Here is a 19,234-nt window from a genome sequence, read left to right on the forward strand (position 1 = left end):
GAAGTCCAAGGAGTACCTGTTACGGTCTTGCCGTTGGAATCCTTGATGGTCAGGATTGCACCTTCAAGTTCTTCAGAACCTGTGATATCGAACTTGTTGATAGTTACCTTGGTGGTCTTCTTCTTAGCATCGCATACGGTGATGGTGTTGCTGTCCTCATCACAGAGAACGTAACCCTCATCAAAGTTGTTGTCAGAAGAATCTGCCAGAATTCTGCTGGTTACATCTGTGATCTTTCCGTTCATTACAGTGAATGTTACATCGGAAGGAATGATCTCGTACTCAGCGCCTGCCTTTGCAGAATCTACTGCAGTTTCGGTCAGGGTGTATGTGCCGTTTGCCAGACCCTTAACTATATGATCCTTGCCGTTGGAATCCCATTCATCGATCACTTTGCCTGCGCGATCCCTGATAACAAGGTGAGCGCCCTTGACTTCTTCGGAATTGGTGATATCCTTCTTGGATACTGTGATATCGCTTCTTGAAGCGTCACAGATAGTGATAGTGCTTCCGCTTGCCTTAGCATAGCCTCTGCTTGAATTCTCGGGTGCTCTCTCATTGCTTGGAGCAGGAACAGACTCATAGGTGATGTTTCCGCTTTCATCGATGGAGAATATTACCTCGGAATCCATTACCTCATAGGTAACGCCCTCATATACAAAAGCGCTGCCTGTTTCGGTGAGTGTATAAGTACCGGGAACAAGACCGTTGATCTGTGCTGCCTCTTCACCGGATACCCAGCTCATTACGAAATATTTGCCATTCTTGGCTGTATTCCATTCGTTAAGTGTAGTATTATTTGCGTTAGCGTTGTTTATAGCGCTGATCTGCGCATTGGTGAGGCCCTTGACTGTCAGCTCCAGCTTAGCGCCCTTGACCTCATTCTCACCTGTGATATCGGTCTTGTTGATGGTCAGGTCTCTCTTGATCTCAGCGTCCTTGATAGCATCGCATACTGTAATGGTGTTAGTGCCCTTGTCTGCGATAACATAGCTCTCGGTAGCGCCTGTCTTGGGAGCAGTCACAGCATCTGCGCGGTTTTCCTTGACTGCTGTCAGCTTGCCGTCCTTAACTGTGAAAGTGATCTTAGACTTTACAACATCATATTCGTTGCCGTAATCGTCAGTGATCTTCTTGCCGTCAGCAGCTTCCTCAGTAAGAGAGTAAGTGCCGTTTACAAGACCTTCGATAACGTGCTCTTTGCCGTTGGATACCCATTCATCTACCAGATTGCCATCCTCATCGAATACTGAGAGTTTAGCATTGAGAACTTCGGTCTCGCCTGAAATATCAGTCTTCTTCAGAGTTACCTCAGAAGTGCTGATCTTCTCAGCATCGCATATTGTGAACAGCTGATCATTGTTATTGTAGAGGCAGTAGCCTTCATCGGAATCCTTGTTGATGTTTCTCTCAACACCTCTTACATTTTTAATGGTGCAGCCGTAAGAAGTGCTGTCTGCATCAGCCTCAACTGTAAATGTAACACGAGAGGGTATTACCTTGTAAGTAGTGCCCTTATAGTCGAATTCATCGCCTGTTTCCTCGAGGACATAGTCGCCGGGTGCAAGTCTGAATTCATGTGTCTCACCGTCGGATTCCCATGAGAACAGCTCTTCGCCGTCAATAGTGGAGATCTTCAGCTGAGCGCCCTCTACCTCTTCTTTTCCTGTGATATCCTTCTTATCAACAGAAACGACGGTAGTATTTCTGGGCAGGTCGGTGTACAGGAAGTGCCACTCACCGTTGGGGTTGTTGACATAGCCTGCGGATTCCAGCCAGCCCGAACTTGTACCCTTTATGCGGGTAACGGAATCTTCATCGGGTATCAGGAATATACCTGTTGACTTGTTGATATCCAGAGCCTTTACAGACTTCAGGTTCCATACGACATATCTTGTAACATTCTGGTCGAGCCAGTAGTTCTTACCGCCTGCAAGAGTATTCTCGTTGGAAGGAGTGGTGGACAGCTGATAATCAGCCTCACCTATGCGTCTGAAATTGAACTCGTCAATACGTGCTTCGGTAACTTCATCAAAGTTGAATATCACCTTCTGGGTGCCCTTGAGCTCGATATGTACCTTACCGCTCTCTGCGATGTAAGGAGCGATATCGTCGCCGTCAATAACGAGTACAGCGTCGTCATCATAGCCCTCACCACTGATATAAGCATTACCGCCCACGATAGTAGGTGCAGCATTTACGGGCAGAGCTGCCAGCTCGTTTGAAACAGCCTGCATATTTGCAATGATAGGATCGATAACGCCCTTGATAGTACTCTTATCCTCGTACTCTCTGGCGATACCGTCTCTGTTCATGGTCTCTTTCATACGTGACTCACTGTCGAAGTGGAGAACAGCACCTTCCTCGCAGCAAGCGTCGGTGTTATCGATAAAGAACTTGCCATCAGGATCAATATCGAAGTCCTTGGAATCGAAATTCACGTAATCGGAGGGTTCAGCATAATTGTCTATCTCATCATTGAAATGAACGAATTCGGCAAAATAGAAATGTCCGCCAAACTTGCCGCTGATATCGGGGGTGTTCGCAACATTGTTGCCCTCGTAGTAATTAACAGCGTAGTTGGACTCTGTATGGTTGCCCTGCTCAAATCTGTCGATGACCATACCGTAGTACAGGCCATTGCCCAGGATAGAGCGGAAATCATAACCATTTACTGATGAAACCTTGTTAAAGCTGATATGCTCGGTATATTCGGGTATATCGGCTACAGCAGAGGTCTGTTTGCCGTACTTGACAGTGCTGCCCTTGAAGAATCCGCCGTTTGCGATCTCACCGCAGTTGCTGCGGTTAACAGCATTGTTTACTGAAAGGTCGCTGACAGAAGATTTCAGCAATGTTACCTTGGTAGCAGCGCCGTTATAGTATACACTGCCCTCGGAAGACTTACCGTTGCTGTCATACCAGTTGGTTATATCGATAGTTTTGTTCTTCTCGCCGTCAACGGTGAGTTTTTCAAGAATATACTTGTAATCGGTATCTGAAGTATCAGATTCAACGAACAGATAGATATTGTCATCTGCAGTGATTGTTGTGGGGGCGTCAAAACTGAGGTCAACGCTGTACTTTGCAGGTGAAGCCTTTCCTGCCACAGCATCAAAGGAGAATGTTCCTCCGTAGGTGCTGTATCCGCTGTAACCTGCATCGGTAAGCTCCATACCCTCGATATTGTCAACAACAGTGCAGTTCTTTTTGCCTATAGCGTCATCAAGAGTAAGATCCTTACTTGTGTCTGAGTTTTTCAGGAATACGCCTTCCATTGTGACAACATCAGGAACGATCTCTCTCTCCTGTGTTGAGCCCCACAGCTCTGCTTTGCCGGTTCGTTTTTCCCAAAGCGAAAAAGCGGGTGAAGTCCATTCTGTACTGTTGGCATTGATCTCGATGAGATCATAGGCATCTTTTGACTCGCCTTCTTCAAAATACTTGAAAGTAGCACCATGCAACTCAGCATCCTTACCTTCTGCATGAACAAGGAGGTAATAGGTGTTATCCGGTGTTGTGACACTTACGCTCTCACCTGATGCGCTTTTGAAGTTTACCTTAGCATATGTGTTTTCCGCCGACAGACTGCTGTCAGTATTGTCGCGGTCAAACCCTGTAACAGCTTCTGCTGAAGATGTCATAAGCACAGGTGAAACTCCGGGAAATGCACCAAAAACGAAAGACGCAGCAAGTGCAGCAGATGTCATGCCGCTGATGAAACGTTTGCCAAATGTCTTTTTCATAGCTTTTTTCCTTTCGTAATAATATTTGACCTTTCTGCCTGCACGTCTGATGTGCGCCTTTTACGGCGAAACAGCCTGACCAGCCGCCTGCAAGAACATCACACCTGCATACAGAACAATATCCATGCACCGCACTTTCCCAAAAAAACAGCACACGGAACTTTCCCAATAAGTAAAAACATCTTATCTATCCTATTTTTACCCATTGCATATACATTTATTATACACAAATCTCTCACTGCTGTCAAGGTGTTTTCATATTTTGAGCGCCAAAAAAATCAAATAATTTACCCAAAAAATAAGCAGTCCATACAAAAAATAAAACGTCCGCAAATTGCGGACGTTTTATCGGGAAATAGGTGTTGGCAAACTTCAGGAAATTTATACCACTGAAATCAAAAAATCGTTCAGTGACGGGCTGACACACCGGCTGTTTTGTGTGAAGCAAAACGTCCGTCAACAAAGAAGCCGATTATATCATAAGTCAGCGAATATACGATGAATCCGAGAACGAAGAACGATGCGAACGCGGGATAATCAAAGCTGTTGAATTTTGAGATATCATGCCACGCGGTCATTTCTCTTATCCTGCATATCAAGCCGGAAACACCTGTAGCTACCACGAACCACATCAGCATATACATAGCCTTATCGTGCTGCTCGCCGTTACCCTTACGCGACATAACAGCGCGATATATCGCAGAAGCAGCCATCGGCATCACAAACCATTCTGCCAATACGATCATGTTAACGAATGAGTACGCACCGAATACTATGTCGGTCACAGAGAATGCTGCCCACGCGAAGAGGTTCATCAGTATCGTGAAAATAAACATGGCTGCCATAACGATCTTCCTTTCTGTAAAAATTGTAATAATTGATTGACGGTGTGCGTTTTGTTAATACGAATTGAGTAATTTAAAACTCCGTTTAAATCTTGAACTTATTATAGCACACTTCACAAAAGTTTTCAAGATTTATTTTCCATAACTTATCTGTTGATCACCGATAGGTTCTTTGTGCATTATGTTTAATACAACTACAATTTCGCAGATTAGTTGCTATTTTCTGTTGCTTTTTGTGATATAATTGTTTGAAATGTGTAATTAGCTTAATATATTGCAATTTATGAAACATCAAAATTGTGAACATCGCCCATCCAAATTGTAAGGATCGTCAGTTTGATTATATGTTAACAATTATAAACAAAGACATATTTTATGTTATATTTTTAACAAGTCTCATTTTAGTTAATTGTTAACAATAATACTCTGTTAACATTTTGCTTTTCCATACAGCACTTGACATAATTCGATAAGCATACAAAACGTGTAATTTGTATTTGACAGCAGATCAAAACGTTAGCTGCATATACTTTCAACAGCATCCGACATCGTTCGCAGAAAAATATATATTCAACCCTTTGACAAAACAGATAATATGTGCTATACTATTCTATGTCAGTAAAACAAGGGAGGTCACGCCTGTGGCGATCGATAAAAAAGGCACAAAGCAGATAGCCGATAACCGCAAGGCGCGGCACGACTACTTTATACTTGAGACCATCGAGTGTGGTATCGAACTGGTGGGCACCGAGGTAAAGTCCATCCGCAAGGGCGGCGTTAACCTCAAGGACAGCTGGTGCAGTGTGGATGACGGCGAAATGTGGGTAAAGGGTATGCATATTAGCCCCTATGAGCAGGGTAATATATTCAACAAAGACCCCAGACGTGTCCGCAAACTGCTACTGCATAAAAGGGAGATCATGAGACTCTTCGGACAGGTACAGCAGGAGGGTCTGGCACTTATACCGCTTTCGCTGTATTTCAAAGGCAGCAGGGTGAAGCTGGCACTGGGTCTGTGCAAGGGTAAAAAGCTCCACGATAAGCGCGATGATATGGCTAAAAAAGCTGCTGACCGCGAGATTGAGCGAGCCCTGAAGGACAGACAGAATTACTGATAATGGCATCGAAGAATAAGATCGGTATCGAATACGTTTTTCCCGTGACGATAGTTTCACTGCTGGGAATATGTTTCATCATTACGCTTATACTTTGTTTCACACATGGTGCTATGATGAAATTGTACAACGATATCGGTGCTACACCGTGGAAAAAGCCGAAAACTGAGATCTCGGTCTCCGGATCGGAACTTTATAGTCATGAGGATATCATGAGCGCGGTAGAAGCCACTAAAAAGCTCTATGAAGATGAGTGGTACACCTATAACGGCGCGTACTTGCTGAAGCTTTCCTATTCGGACGAACTCAATGAGCTGAAGAAGAACGAAAACAGCGGCGAATGGATATATCTGGGTGCGACCATGTATACAGGCTACGGCAGTAATGTCAGCGAAGCCGATAAAGGCAAGTATCACGAAGCTTATTGGGCAGCCGAAAAACAGCCCGACGGCAGCTGGGTATGCCATGGCTGTGCACCGATCAATGAAAGCAAACAACTGTCATAATAAATGGTTCGTGACGAAACGACCAAAGTCAAAAAAGGGGATGTAAAGGTTTCGACGGGGGTCTTGAAGGACGATAAGCGAGTGGAGGAGCGCACTCTCCTTAAACGGCGTACGTTTTAAAATTAGACGACAACGATAATTTTGCAATGGCAGCCTAAGGGCAGCCCGTCTTGCCTGAGAGTACCACGGCTCGGGTAAAGGCGTCGACTAGTGGTGAACGTCTGCAGGCGACGGCTGTGACCTGCAGATGTATCGCAGCCTACTGAACCGAGGGGCGTGTCTGTTTGCCCGCGGCAAGGGAATCGGCGCAAGCCACAATAACCGACTAGACTCGTAGAAATTCGTGTGAATGGGCTTTCGGACAGGAGTTCGACTCTCCTCATCTCCACCAGACCTAGGGCCGGTCAGGCCAATCCCTCACCCTCTACAGGGTGGGGGATAATTTGTTTGTCTGGTTCGGGGTCAAACATAGCTTTTGGCATTTTTATATTTTGATAAATACGCAAAAAAAGACCGTCCCCAGCCGGGACGGTCTTTTATTCATATGTTACTTCTTAACATATCTGTGCTTGTTTACATCGTATGTCTCGCGGCTCTTTCTGCCGAGGATAAGGAATATCACACCAGCAGCTACTACTACGCCTGCAATTATGCCTATAACTATAAGCTTGAAATTGCTGCCTTCATCATCTTTATCATCCGATGAAGAATTATCCTTGTTGGTAACAGCGGCGGGTGCCTGTGTCTCAGCCGGCTTAGTGGTCTCAACAGTATCGTTGCTGTCAGAGGTCACTTCGGAATCATCTGTTACCTCGGGCTCATCTTTAGCAATAGTCCTGATATCAAGAGCATAAATATCTGTGCAGGTTATAGGAGATTTGCCAGTATCTCCGACGTATACCGTGGAAACGCAGGAGAAATCATCGGTACCGTAAGCGTCTGCCATGCTCTCGAAATCAAAAAGGGCATACTTATTGTTGAAAAGTACGGGAGCTACCTTGCCCCATACAGTGTTGTTCTTTGCTTTGGGTGAAACAGTGTCGTCAGTACTCTGCAGGATGAACTCAACAGGTGCTGAAACAACGTCCTTTTCAAGTTCGGATTCAAATACCGCAATTACAAAAGAATTCTCAGCCAGAGTGCTGACATCGAACTGGTCAACGCCCACAGATATACTCTGACCCCAGTCCTGGCTTGTGGTTGGCCTTTTAGCGTGTACCCTTATAGTACGGCGGATATCGTTCTCTGCCATTTCGTTGGCGGACAGAACGTTGGTGGCAGTAAATCCTGTGCAGGTAACTGTGCTTCCATTGGCTTCAACATCTATGGCAAATACCGATGAAAGAGCATTATCGCCGAGAGCCGCAGTAATATCAGCATAGGTGAACACAGCTTCGCCATCCTTGAATTCGGAAGCCGTTACTTCAGCAGTCGCAGGCGAACCGAAATCAAACTCGGAAGTATTGCTCTTATCCCAGTAGTCAAGAACCAGCTTAACGGAACTTTTATCGCTTTCTCCGCCGCTGTATGCTACCGTGACAGTGGTATCTGCAGTAAACTGAGAGGCTGCAAGGTTTTTTGAATCTGCTGTAAAAGTTACGCCGTTGTCAGTTTCAACTGCCTTTTTGGTATCAAGTTCAATATCTCCTGCAAAAGCCGAAAAAGTGCTTGCCGCAGCAGCGGCGATCACAGCAGTGATAACAGAAAGTGTCCTTTTCATTTTATCTCTCCTTTATTGTAAATTTTTTAGCCTGGTTCGAGATTATTAATCTTGTTATTGTGAAAAATAACAGTTTTATCATTTTGATTATTATATCATACCTCATATTGCAAGTCAATTAAACTTTTTGCAGAATTTGCACAGTATTTTTTCATCACACGTATATGTATATGACAAATCAGAAAAGATTTTAACAATAACTCGATTTAGTATTATATTCGGGCACACGTTGTTTTACGTTACGAAATGTTAAGTTCATTATTCGCCCAGATAATGGAAATTTCGCCTGTATTTATGCAAAAAAAGCGTTCACGACAGCATACGTGAGCGCTTTTTTAAGACTTTATTCATTGCTATTTGATATGTTATTACGATTTTTCAAACAGCAGTGCCCACATATCATAGAAGATAAATTTATACAGTAATTTCACCAAAATATTTAACTTATTGTATTATCAGCTGCCGTGATATAAGATTTTTTGAAGTGCAAATATATGAAACAGTTTTTCCCGACATTACCTGTATCAATTTCGCTATCGTCAACCGGTTCGCACTTCTTCGATCAACGATCAATTTTCATCTTATACATATTATACCATAAAATAGTTAATAAGTCAAGAGAAAAGCCACAATATTTCCAATTAATGAAAAATACTGTGGCTTGGTATTTAAATATTTAAGATCTGCCGACTTCGCCGTTATTACTTCATGCGGCTCTTGAGCTTGCTCTGCTCTTCTTCCATCAGCTTCATCAGATCTTCAAGTGATGCTCCGCTGTCTGCGCCGTTTGCACCGTTGGAAGCGGATACAGGTCTTCTTCTGCGAGGTCTCTGACCTGCGGGTCTTCTTGCAGGTCTTGCCTGAGCTTCGCCGCCTTCGACCAGCTGAGAAGCCTTCTCGTAGTACTCGTCATCTCTCAGACGCAGGCTGCCGTTATCCTGCTGAAGTGCAGCATCAGCCTGAGGAACACTGAAAGCATGAGTATCAAAATCGGGCTTAGCTGCAGGCTGCTGTACAGGTTCTTCACCGAATGCCTGGATATCAGGGATCCTGGTAGGTGCCTTGGTAGTTTTTCTTACTTCAATATCAAAGTCGAAATCACCTGCGTGAGGAGCCTTTACAGGCTTCTCCAGAGCGATGTCGTCGTCATCATCTTCATCATCTTCCTCGAAAACAGGCTTCTTTCTGCGCTTAGCGATCTGCTCGCCCTCGCCCTTTCCGCCAAAGAGGAAATCATCCAGCTGTACATTCTTCTCTTCTACTACTTCGTCTTCATCTTCGTCCTCATCTTCTTCCGGAGAATGAGTTGCGATAGCGATGATGAGTTCGATAAGTACCAGCAGGAAAAGGGGTACTACAGCACAGCATATCATTCCGAACTTTTGGGTAACAAAGTTTATTACCTTACCTGCTGTAACGTAATAGCTTGCACAGAAACCGATAGCATCGGAATTTTTTATCGTATAGGTCTTGCCGCCGTTGGATACATGATACTTAGCGCCGTCTTTGCCATCTACGGACTCTGTTTTTGCCAGCCAGTAAACGCCTGTGCCTTCATCTTCAACATTCTCGCAAAGTATCGGACAACCGATCTTGCTTTTAGCGTCATTAACGCCGTCAGATGCTATTACCAGCACATTCTTAGGAACAGCCACGACAGGACTGTTATCGACGGTTTTTATAAGGTCTTCCTTAGTTATAAAAAGGCTGTAACCCATCACGCTGGGTGTTACGTCCTTATTCTTGAATACTTTGCCGACACCGAATATTATCAGCATTTCCAATATCATGAATACGATAAAGAACACCAGTACGTTCTTGCCCGCACTCGATCTCTTGCTTGTGGAGACAGCTCCCATTTCTCAACATTCCTTTCATTTATAAAAAGCAAAAAGCTCTTAAAATCAAGCTACATTTTATTATAACACATCCGCTTTGAAATTTCAACCTTGTTCACGGATTTTTCACTATTATTTTGTCACAATAGACAAACCTCGCCTTAATACGTTATTTTTTCAGCCTAATGGATATATTGTAGGTCACGGCGTTATTTATGACAGAATAGCCCGATGCCTTGTATCCGAAATCGGGATTATCGGAAATTCCCTGCTTTATCATGCCGAAAAGATCTTCGTTTCCCGTTCCGTCACCGAAGACCCAGTTCAGCGTTGCATCGAAGCACTCCCTGTCTGAACACTTGACCCTTGCATACTCCTCGCCGTTAGCCATAGCGTCCCTTACGGCGTTTCTGAAAGCGTCTTCAGCATCGTCGACAGTCTGTGCAAAATAGCCGTAATAGCGATAATAATCACATTCCGTAGCAGCGCAGGCAGGCTCGATGATATACTTATTTTCATCCTGCACATGGTTCCTGCCCATTTCCTCATCTGTGACGGAGAAATAATCGTACCTCAGATAATTTTCAGAGCTTTCAAACACAGGGTCATCCCAGGTGATATCCGAAGCATACCACTCTCCGTCCAGCATGACCTTGTTCCATATATGTCCCTGAGCAGTACCATCCTCATTTATGCCCTGCCCGATAACCGGAAGGCATGGTATGCCCGCTCTGTCACATAAAAGCATCAGTGCCTTTGAATAGCCCTCGCACACCGCATTGCCGCCCACAAGACAGCCGTAAGCGGTATAGCAGTCGCTGTCCGCCTCATAGTAATAGCAGTTGTTGACCAGCGCGTCGTGGATATATTTGTACTTCTGAAAATCAGTCCAGTCCAAGGCCATGCCCGAACAGATACGGTCTATCGCCTGTTCAGTCAGCGTATCACGTATCCCGGAATCTTCGGCGCTTCTGGTGTAGGTCATGAATATCGCCGATGCATAGCCGTCAGAATCGACCTGCACCGAATAGTTAGTATCTATATAGTCTATCTTGGGAGAACCCGTGACGACCATAACGATGAGCTGACAGATATCATCCGGGCTCACCACATCATTCTTTATATATATCGTTTCCGCACGTTCAGTGATACCCTTGTATATCTGTCGGCAGACTATTGCTTCGTCATCGGTCAGCCGCTGTGCAAAATAATCCGCCGCAAAGGGCATTTCTATCTTAGCCGCTTCTTCTTTGCTTATCGCAAGATCTTCCGTTCCAGAGGATACCTCCTCCTTGACAACGACCTCGCCGCCTGCACCCGGGACTTCCACCTTGCTGCGTCGGGTAACGACTCTGCCTTCGTCCTTGCCGGATATGACAATATCAGTTCCTGTTCTGCTGTCCAGCGTCTTATAGGCATAGTAACCCCCGCCCGCTGCCGCAAGAAGCAGTGCGAGCCCTGAAACAGCCGCCCAAATCTTTCTGCCCAAAGAAACCACTCCTTAAAAGCTCCGCAGAGCCTTTACTCGGTGCAAAGCTCTGCCCTGATCCTGCCTATCCTTCTGTCTTCTGCCTGCATCACCGTAAACTTTACGTTCTCCCATCTGACGGAAGCTCTTTCGCCGTCATCAGGGATATGCCCCAGCAGTTCTATCACCATGGCGCCTATCGTTTCAAAGGGAGAATCCTCTTCGGGTTCTTTGCCCAGGGCTTCCATAACGTCCTCATAGCCCGCATTTCCCTCTATCTCGAAAACGCCCTCGGAGATCTTGGTTATCTCCTCGCTCTCGTCGTCGAATTCGTCCACGATATCGCCAACGATGGTCTCTATAAGATCTTCCAGCGTAACAACGCCCGCAGTTCCGCCGTATTCATCAACAGCAACTGCCATCTGTATCTTTTTAGCGGTGAGCTCCTTGAAAAGCTCTCCGCACTTCTGGCTTTCTGGCACGAATATCACTTCGCGCATAAAATCCTTTACCGTCCTGTCCTCAGCGCTTTCATGGAAAACCAGCGTGAGCAGGTCCTTGGCGTAAATAACGCCCTGTATATCATCGATACTGTCCTTGTATACGGGTATACGTGAGAATCCGCTCTCTATTGCAAGTTCAACAGCCTCGCGGATAGGTGCGCTCTCGTCTATGGCGGCAACCTCGGTTCGGTGGGTCATTACCTCGCCTATCTCGATATCGTCAAACTCGAAGATATTGCTTATCATCTCCGCCTGACTTTCCTCGATAGCGCCTGTCTCGTTGACGGCGTCCACCATCATGAGTATCTCTTCCTCAGTGACAGCTTCCTCGGCATTAACGTTTTTCACGCCGAATATCCTGAGCAGAACTGTCGTCAGACCGCAGCTGACTATCTCAATCGGTCTGAAAAGTGCCAGCCATGCGCGGTAGATACCCGCCGTCCTCAGCAGGAAGTTTTCACCTGTTTTGCCAGCAGAGCAAAGCTTTTTAGGCACGCCCATGCACACCGTACCCACCCATACAGTAATGAGCAGTATGATAGCCGCCCCGGAGCATATCCCCGCCGCCATATCATAACCGCCCCACATATCTGCAAGGGCTTTTTTCATCGGTGTAAAGAACCATATAAAAGCGCAGGCGGTCTGCAGTGCCACAAGGGCGGTTCGGGCGATGAGGTTCACGTTCAGGAATCGCCCTGTATGCTCCAGCATTTTCATCACAGAAGCAGCACGCTTGTCGGTCTCCGCAAGCTTTTTCAGCCGCGAATCTGATATCTCAGCAGCACTGCACTCGCAGGCATAAAAAAACGCTGTCAGAAGTCCGCACAGCACAGGTACAGCCGCGCCAATAAACCCCGGTTCGGGAACGTCCATCAGTCATCAAATTCCTTTCTTAACAAACATATACCGAACGCCGCACATAATATGCCGCATAAGCCGCTATCTCGGATCTGCTGACATTTTGCTGTCCTTTCTGTGCCGACCTCCGGTATCAATACAACTGGTTTGGTATACAAAAAAGTTCACACTTTGATATTACATATATCATATCAAACATTGTCCTGATTGTCAAGGCATATTTCGCTCCTTTCCGACATTTTTCTTTTATGTCAAAAAACGGTACAAATAATTGCCGATTTTTTATCAATTTGTGTCCATAGGCAGACAACTTGGCGGTCAGTTCTCTCCCACCCTTTACAATTATCATATAATATGATATACTTTTCGTGATAAATACTTTCCGAATTCAGGAGGAAAATAATGAAAAGACTGAAGTTCATGAAAGACAGATACGGCTTTGATATGCTGTTTTTTGCAATGACTGCACTGTGCCTGCTCATCGCACTGCTGACACGCACCGTGCTGTGGCGTATACCACACCTCTCAACAAGTGGTATACTCAGTGTTACAGGGCTGACAATGCTGATAAATCTGTCCCGCGTTTTTTCAAAGGATATCGCAAGGCGCGAAGCCGAGAATATCAGGTTCACCCTGTTTATCAACAAGCTGATAGGCAAGGGCGGCAAAAAAAGCGATTACATAACAGACAACAAAGGCTATACCCCGCTTAGTCAGCTTAAATCAGCCCGCCCAAAAGCCGTTTACTGCGAATGCGGCAACAAGCTGGATATCCCCCAGGGCAGCGGCAACCAGATGGTGATCTGCCCCGTATGTGGCAAACGCATGCTAATAAAGCATCGCTAACAGCGGACTTCAAAGCTTTTAACTTCTGTGCAGGAGGTCAGGATGTGGTGGTATAAAAATGTTACAAGAGCCGAATTCGAGGCGGTCAAAGACAAGGTCGGGAAAATAATGCTCAGCATGGGCGCCGAGATATCTGATATCGAACTCCCCTGCGGGCAAAAGACCACAAGCTGTTCGGGCGACTTTGAAGAATCTCATATTTCAAATAGACCCGTATTCACATACAACGGCGAATACTATTGCGTTGACGAGGTGCTTTTCAGGGACAAACCATTTATTGTGATAGCATTCGGCACAAAGGACGATCTGCTGAAAAACACAATGGAAGATGCCGAGCCATTTCCCTACGATCTGCCCGATGACGAATTGCCCAAAGAAGTATCTTATTCTCTGGGCATATTGCCTTATCCCGAAGTGTAGACAAACGTGCTCCCCTGCTTTGGAAACTTTATGTGAAAAAAAGTCAAGTTATACAAAACTAACCTATTGAAAAATATCTCTATCCGTGTTATAATTATCCAAAAGATTATTTTCTGAAAGGAAGTTTGGAAATGAACATCGGAGATAAATTGTTATACCTCAGGAATCGCAGCGGCTGCTCGCAGGAGACCCTTGCCGATGCCCTTGATGTCAGCAGACAGACGGTTTCCAAGTGGGAGCTGGGACAGTCCCTGCCCGACGCTGAAAAGATCGTGGCTATCAGCAATTATTTCAGCGTTACCACTGATTTTCTGCTGCGCGACACTTCTCCCGTAAAGATCGAGAAGAACCTTGACCGTATCGTTATCGAGTTTGCTAATTCCGCTGCCGATCTCGACCAGATATCCCGCGCACTTGTTGATATCGCCCGCGACGGCATCATCGACGAGGAGGAGCGCATACGTCTGTTTGAAATGGTCAAGACCGTGGATAATATTATTCCCGCTATCAGCGAGATAAAAACTCTGCTGAATATGTAATATACGGTAAATAGGCATTTTATGGCACTTCTGCTGTTTGGCAGAGGTGCTTTTTCTGTGTTCGTGCAAAAAATCGCTAACCATGCCCTGTTAGTGATGTGCAAAATGCCGAAATTATATTTTTGGAACAAATGTTCTTGACAAGAACATTTGTTTGAGCTATAATATAGTCACAGCCAAATAAAAAGGAAAAATATCCGCAGACGCTGACAAGCCCCGCCGTACCGCCCCATCGGCAGGCAAGATCAGCTGACGCGCGAACACAGGAGGAGAAAATGGAAAGAAACACATCAAACAAAGATGTCCTCGATTCCCTGGACATATATTCGTACATAGCCGAACTTTTAGCTATCCCGCTGGGAGGCCCCACAAAGCTGAACGGTAAGACCAGAAGCAGTCTTGCAAGCGTGCGTGCCAAGGAGTTCTCACAGTACAGAACACTTTGCAAGAACGAAGCCTGCACCCGCAGGCGGCTTACTGAACTGCTTGCAAAAGCTGCCCGCGCGGAGAAAAACGATTCTCCCCAGCTGCCGCTGCTGCGTGCCGAGATACGCAGTGAGACACTGAACCTCGCTGACCTCACCCTCCGCCGCAGACGCCTTGAAGACAGGCGTGACCATCTGGCAGGGCTGGCAAAAATGGTGGTGCAGTACCGCTATTTCGATAAGCCCGACTGCCGCGTACCCAGCTGGGGCGATACCGCCGCCCATCTGGGTATAGCCCTCAGCGGTGATGAACTCCGGAGATACGTATGCAGCAAGTTCCTCACCCTGAAATAACGCACAAAAAACACCGGGGGAACCTCTCTTGTGGAAAAGTTGCCCCGGTGGTGATGATATCAGATTTAATTAGGTCACGCAAGCGCTTTGAGAGAATACTTTGCGCTGTACTCGCTGAGCTTTTTCTCGTAGGTCTCGGGACCGTGCTTGTGAAGTTCGTCGAGATACTCGTGCTTTTTGAGGGTCTCGTACTGCTTTTTGGTAGAGATAAGGTATATCGCTATATTTGAGCAGTGGTCGGAGATCCTCTCCACGTTGGTAAGGATGTCCAAGAAATGGATACCGACCTCGATGGGACACTGACCGTTCTTCGAGCGATCGATATGCACAGCTTTGAGTTCTTCAACCAGACGGTCAACAACCTCTTCGAGGGGTTCTATCTCTGTCAGGATATTCATATCCATAGTCTTTGTAGCTTCTATCGCAAGACCGATTATCTCAGCGATAGCGCCATGGACTACCATGAGCTCCTTGTTGGCTCTTTCAGAGAAGTGCGCTTCTTCCTCATAAAGCACATTTGCTGTTTCGCAGAGGTTCACTGAGTAGTCGCCGATACGTTCAAACTCGCTGATAAGGTGGAACAGTGTTGTCACCATACGTCCCTCGTCCTCGTTCAGCTTACAGTCGTTGAGCTTGATAAGGTACTGACCAACGCGGTCTTCAAGCCTGTCCAGAAGCTCTTCGCGCTCGTTGATCTTCTCAATCTCCCTGCTGTCGTACTTATCGAACATCATGCAGGCAGCCTCAAAGTTCTTGCGGGCATATATACCCATCTGAACCACAGCTTCCTTTGTCTGTGCGATAGCAACGTTTGGGGTAACAAGGAATCTCTCATCCAGCAGATCTTCCTTTGAGAATACGTCTTCCTCACCGGGCTTGTCGCGAACGGTAAGGCAGGCAAGCTTTTCAAGCAGACCCGCAAAGGGAATAAATATCGAAGTAACTATAACGTTGAACAGTGTGTGGAAGTTCGCGATATCACCGTCATCGAAGCCCTCGTTCCAGAATGACCAGCCCACACTGAACTGAACCGCGTATATAACTATCAGGAACAATATAGTACCGATGAAGTTGAAATAGAAGTGCAGCAGCGCTGCTCTTTTCGCATTCTTGGAAGATTTCAGGGACGACAGCAGAGGTGTCGCGCAGGTACCGATGTTGGTACCCATGATTATGGGGAATGCCGATGCGAACAGCACCGCGCCGCCCGATCCGCTTGCGATTATCTGGAGAATACCTACCGCAGCCGCAGAGGACTGTGTACAGATGGTAACAACTATACCTACAAGTATACCAAGTGCAGGGTTCTTCAGCAGACTGAAGATCTTCTGTACAGTCTCGGGATCCTTGAACAGTGGTCCGATAGAGTTCTTCATGGTGGTTATACCAGTGAAAAGTATCGCAACGCCCAGCAGTATCTCGCCTACTGTCTTTTTCTTGTTCTTCTTCGAGAACATTATTATACCCATGCCGGCTATCGCCAGCATTGCCGAAAGATTAACAGGGTTTACAAGGTTTATCAGAAAACTGTCTGATTCACCTACACTGGCAAGTCTTAGAATGTGGGCTGTCATGGTGGTACCTATGTTAGCACCCATTATTATGCCCACAGCACCGCGGAGTTTCAGAAGTCCCGCATTAACAAGACCGATAACTATTACTGTAGTCGCCGTTGAAGACTGCACCGCAGCAGTTACAACTGCACCAAAAAATATACTCGAGAAGATATTACCCGATACTTTTGCAAGTATCTTTTCCATAAGTCCGCCGGCAGATTTTTCAAGACCAGAACTAAGGGTCTTCATACCGTACATGAACATTGCAAGGCCGCCGATCGCGACCAGAATGTTGAAGAAAATCGTCATATTTTTACTCCTTTACCTTCCTTGACAGCCCCCCGGCTGCCCATCTCTAAAACCTATTATACTCGTACACATAAATTATAACTTAAAAAAGCCTGATTGTCAATTAATCACACAGCAGAATGGCTTTAGGATAACAATGTTGATTATTAGGGAAAATGTACAATTGGTATGCCTTCGGGGCGTGAAAAAACTTTCAAAAAGTCCTTGAAAAAGATTGAAAAGTGTTGTATAATAAAAATGGATACCTGTACTATATATGTATAGGTGAGGAGAGTGTACGAGTTTCTATTTGAGTAGGAGGATAGTTTCTTTTTTATGGAGAACAGAAAAGAAGACCTTGCCAGAATGATCGCAAGAAATATGTCCATGACTGAGAATTTCGGCGATGAGCCCGAACCTGCAAGGGGCGTGACAGATTTCGGCGAGGACGCTTTTGACACTGTTTATGCCCGTTCGGGAAGAGATAGAAGACCGCAGAGAGCTTATGCGGGCAGTTCGTCGGGCAGCAGGAAAAGTACCGCGCAAAGACAGCACAGCGGCACCGGGTCAAGATCAGGCAGCGGTGCAAAAAGAACGTCGGGCGGCAGCGCAAATGCCAAAAATGCCTCTGGCAGCAGGAGCACAAAAAGCACAGCCAAGGCAGCTGCTGTAAAAAAGCCCGCTGTAACTATCAAAAAGAAGAAAAAGAAGCCCATGACCGCCACAAAGGCAGCACTTATATGCTCGTGCATACTGCTGACAGGTCTCATGGCAGGCGGCGGATTTCTTATAATCGGCAATAAGATGTATGAGGACTCTTTCCTTGACAACACCTATATCAGCGGCGTTGATGTGGGCGGAATGGACAGGCGTGAGGCTCTGGCGGAGGTAAAAAAGAAAGCCGGGATCCCCGATGTGCTTGCCATCACCAAAAGGGACGGCTCGCAGATATCTATACCACTTGCCGATATAGGATATAAGGACAATACCGAAGAGCTGGTAAACAAGTACTACAACGGTCAGGATCACGGAAAATGGCTCAGCGCCATGTTTGAAAAGGAAGAATATTCCATAAAGAATTCTTTCCATTATGACAAGAAAAAGCTTGAAAACATACTGGCTCACAAACTGATAAAGAACCAGAAAGCCAAAGCCCCTCAGGACGCTTACATAAGCCGTAACGACGGCGGAAGCTTCGTGGTGGTAGGCGAGGAAGACGGCGACACCATCGACACAAATAAGATACAGCTTCTCTTCGATTATGTCGAGAGTGAGCTGGACGGCCTGAACTTCGATATAGCCATAGGCTCTGTGGACTGCTACAAGAAAGCGAAGCTCCATTCCGAAGACCTTTACGAGCGCTGTCAGAAGCTGAACAATCTGCATAATATCGAAATAGTCATAGATTTCCAGCTTGGCACCGAAAAGATAGATGGTCCTACGATAATGAAGTGGGTAGGCTATGATGAAGATGCTCCCGTAAATTCGCTGGAAGTTGACCGCGATAAGGTAGAGCAGTATGTCAGCCTGCTGGCAAGCAGATATGACACCTACGGCAAGGACAGACAGTTCGTTTCCACCAGCAGAGGTCCCATAACCGTACCTCAGGGCGAAGGCTGCTACGGCTGGTGGCTGAATCAGGACGCTATGACCGATTACATAATCGAATGTATAGAGAACTGCGAATCCAGCAGAACAGACGCTATATACTATGTCAACCCCAACTCCACCTACAGCTACACCTGCAACCCCGACTGGCTCACCGACAAGACCGATTACGGCGATACCTATTTCGATGTTGACCTCAAGATGCAGCATATGTGGTATTACGAGAACGGTGAGATGAAGATGGAGAGCGATATCGTATCGGGCTACCCCAGCGAATCGAGAAATACTCCCGCAGGCGTGTACAAGCTCTGGCTGAAAGAGCGAGGCAAGACTCTGGTAGGCAGCTCCGACGGACAGTCCTACGCTTCCTATGTTGAATTCTGGAACTATTTCAGCACCATAGGCATAGGCTTCCACGATGCTTCCTGGCAGGGCGGCGTATTCGGCGGCGAAAAGTACCAGTCACCCACATGGGGCAGCCACGGCTGTGTAAACCTGCCATACGAAGCAGCAGAGTACATATACGAAAATGCTCCGTTAGATACACCTGTATTTCTGTACTGGTAAAGAGCAGTAAGTGACAGAACGACAAGTTTGCT

14 protein-coding genes and 1 other RNA gene are annotated in these 19,234 nt (G+C 46.2%); 8 read left to right on the plus strand and 7 right to left on the minus strand.

The genetic code is table 11. The features are described 5' to 3' along the window. Together BMY75_RS17880 and BMY75_RS04215 are read right to left on the minus strand one after the other, a co-directional pair. Positions 1-3,746: MSCRAMM family protein (locus BMY75_RS17880; protein ID WP_431602515.1), on the minus strand; the 3,746-nt coding region annotated here is incomplete at its 3' end. A gap of 407 nt (positions 3,747-4,153) precedes the next feature. Further along, positions 4,154-4,591: a hypothetical protein gene (locus tag BMY75_RS04215; protein ID WP_074830221.1), complete on the minus strand. Its 438-nt coding sequence runs from the start codon at positions 4,589-4,591 to the stop codon at positions 4,154-4,156. A 641-nt stretch (positions 4,592-5,232) separates the two neighbouring features. Here BMY75_RS04215 and smpB point away from each other — a divergent pair. The 3 genes from smpB to ssrA all read left to right on the plus strand — a co-directional run bounded on the left by smpB (position 5,233) and on the right by ssrA (position 6,603). Continuing rightward, on the plus strand, positions 5,233-5,706 hold the full coding sequence (gene smpB / locus BMY75_RS04220; RefSeq protein WP_074830224.1) for an SsrA-binding protein SmpB: 474 nt from the start codon (positions 5,233-5,235) through the stop codon (positions 5,704-5,706). A 2-nt stretch (positions 5,707-5,708) separates the two neighbouring features. Beyond that, entirely contained in the window at positions 5,709-6,212 is a 504-nt protein-coding gene (locus BMY75_RS04225; protein ID WP_074830227.1) for a hypothetical protein, read from the plus strand. Between the two features lie 36 nt (positions 6,213-6,248). Next, positions 6,249-6,603, plus strand: a transfer-messenger RNA (tmRNA) gene (gene ssrA, locus BMY75_RS04230). Between the two features lie 156 nt (positions 6,604-6,759). On the opposite strand, the gene BMY75_RS04235 is transcribed toward ssrA, so the two are convergent. From BMY75_RS04235 to BMY75_RS04250, 4 genes are all read right to left on the minus strand, one after another. Next, on the minus strand, positions 6,760-7,932 hold the full coding sequence (locus tag BMY75_RS04235; RefSeq protein WP_074830231.1) for a hypothetical protein: 1,173 nt from the start codon (positions 7,930-7,932) through the stop codon (positions 6,760-6,762). Between the two features lie 701 nt (positions 7,933-8,633). Then, positions 8,634-9,791: a hypothetical protein gene (locus tag BMY75_RS04240; RefSeq protein WP_074830235.1), complete on the minus strand. Its 1,158-nt coding sequence runs from the start codon at positions 9,789-9,791 to the stop codon at positions 8,634-8,636. A 148-nt stretch (positions 9,792-9,939) separates the two neighbouring features. Next, a complete protein-coding gene (locus BMY75_RS04245) occupies positions 9,940-11,259 on the minus strand; it encodes a transglutaminase domain-containing protein (protein WP_074830237.1) in 1,320 nt (439 codons plus the stop codon). A 32-nt stretch (positions 11,260-11,291) separates the two neighbouring features. After that, positions 11,292-12,614, minus strand: coding sequence for a hemolysin family protein (locus tag BMY75_RS04250; protein WP_074830240.1), 1,323 nt, complete (start codon positions 12,612-12,614; stop codon positions 11,292-11,294). 387 nt (positions 12,615-13,001) lie between these two features. Here BMY75_RS04250 and BMY75_RS04255 point away from each other — a divergent pair, with 387 nt between their 5' ends. The 4 genes from BMY75_RS04255 to BMY75_RS04270 all read left to right on the plus strand — a co-directional run bounded on the left by BMY75_RS04255 (position 13,002) and on the right by BMY75_RS04270 (position 15,183). Further along, positions 13,002-13,445: a hypothetical protein gene (locus tag BMY75_RS04255; protein WP_074830242.1), complete on the plus strand. Its 444-nt coding sequence runs from the start codon at positions 13,002-13,004 to the stop codon at positions 13,443-13,445. A 42-nt stretch (positions 13,446-13,487) separates the two neighbouring features. After that, entirely contained in the window at positions 13,488-13,865 is a 378-nt protein-coding gene (locus tag BMY75_RS04260) for a hypothetical protein (RefSeq protein ID WP_074830245.1), read from the plus strand. Between the two features lie 131 nt (positions 13,866-13,996). Continuing rightward, positions 13,997-14,404 carry a helix-turn-helix domain-containing protein gene (locus BMY75_RS04265; protein WP_024857772.1) on the plus strand — a complete coding sequence of 136 codons (408 nt, stop codon included), beginning with the start codon at positions 13,997-13,999 and terminating at the stop codon, positions 14,402-14,404. Positions 14,405-14,679: 275 nt separating this feature from the next. After that, positions 14,680-15,183, plus strand: coding sequence for a hypothetical protein (locus tag BMY75_RS04270; RefSeq protein ID WP_074830247.1), 504 nt, complete (start codon positions 14,680-14,682; stop codon positions 15,181-15,183). Positions 15,184-15,257: 74 nt separating this feature from the next. Here the strand turns inward: BMY75_RS04270 and BMY75_RS04275 are convergent, their stop codons facing one another. After that, positions 15,258-17,048 carry a Na/Pi cotransporter family protein gene (locus BMY75_RS04275; RefSeq protein ID WP_074830248.1) on the minus strand — a complete coding sequence of 597 codons (1,791 nt, stop codon included), beginning with the start codon at positions 17,046-17,048 and terminating at the stop codon, positions 15,258-15,260. Positions 17,049-17,363: 315 nt separating this feature from the next. Between BMY75_RS04275 and BMY75_RS04280 the strand changes: the two genes are divergently transcribed. Continuing rightward, positions 17,364-19,202, plus strand: a complete 1,839-nt coding sequence (locus tag BMY75_RS04280; protein WP_074830251.1) for a L,D-transpeptidase family protein — start codon at positions 17,364-17,366, stop codon at positions 19,200-19,202. The last annotated feature ends 32 nt before the right edge of the window (positions 19,203-19,234 follow it).

Source organism: Hominimerdicola alba (genome assembly GCF_900109655.1).
GTDB classification, from domain to species: domain Bacteria; phylum Bacillota; class Clostridia; order Oscillospirales; family Ruminococcaceae; genus Hominimerdicola; species Hominimerdicola alba_B.

Bases quoted from the DNA above. Each gene is read 5' to 3' on its own strand.
- BMY75_RS04275 (WP_074830248.1), bottom strand. From the start codon at position 17,048: ATGACGATTTTCTTCAACATTCTGGTCGCGATCGGCGGCCTTGCAATG.
- BMY75_RS04255 (WP_074830242.1), top strand. From the start codon at position 13,002: ATGAAAAGACTGAAGTTCATGAAAGACAGATACGGCTTTGATATGCTG.
- BMY75_RS04225 (WP_074830227.1), top strand. From the start codon at position 5,709: ATGGCATCGAAGAATAAGATCGGTATCGAATACGTTTTTCCCGTGACG.
- BMY75_RS04270 (WP_074830247.1), top strand. From the start codon at position 14,680: ATGGAAAGAAACACATCAAACAAAGATGTCCTCGATTCCCTGGACATA.
- BMY75_RS04250 (WP_074830240.1), bottom strand. From the start codon at position 12,614: ATGGACGTTCCCGAACCGGGGTTTATTGGCGCGGCTGTACCTGTGCTG.
- BMY75_RS04265 (WP_024857772.1), top strand. From the start codon at position 13,997: ATGAACATCGGAGATAAATTGTTATACCTCAGGAATCGCAGCGGCTGC.
- BMY75_RS04260 (WP_074830245.1), top strand. From the start codon at position 13,488: ATGTGGTGGTATAAAAATGTTACAAGAGCCGAATTCGAGGCGGTCAAA.
- BMY75_RS04235 (WP_074830231.1), bottom strand. From the start codon at position 7,932: ATGAAAAGGACACTTTCTGTTATCACTGCTGTGATCGCCGCTGCTGCG.
- BMY75_RS04280 (WP_074830251.1), top strand. From the start codon at position 17,364: ATGGAGAACAGAAAAGAAGACCTTGCCAGAATGATCGCAAGAAATATG.
- BMY75_RS04215 (WP_074830221.1), bottom strand. From the start codon at position 4,591: ATGGCAGCCATGTTTATTTTCACGATACTGATGAACCTCTTCGCGTGG.
- BMY75_RS04240 (WP_074830235.1), bottom strand. From the start codon at position 9,791: ATGGGAGCTGTCTCCACAAGCAAGAGATCGAGTGCGGGCAAGAACGTA.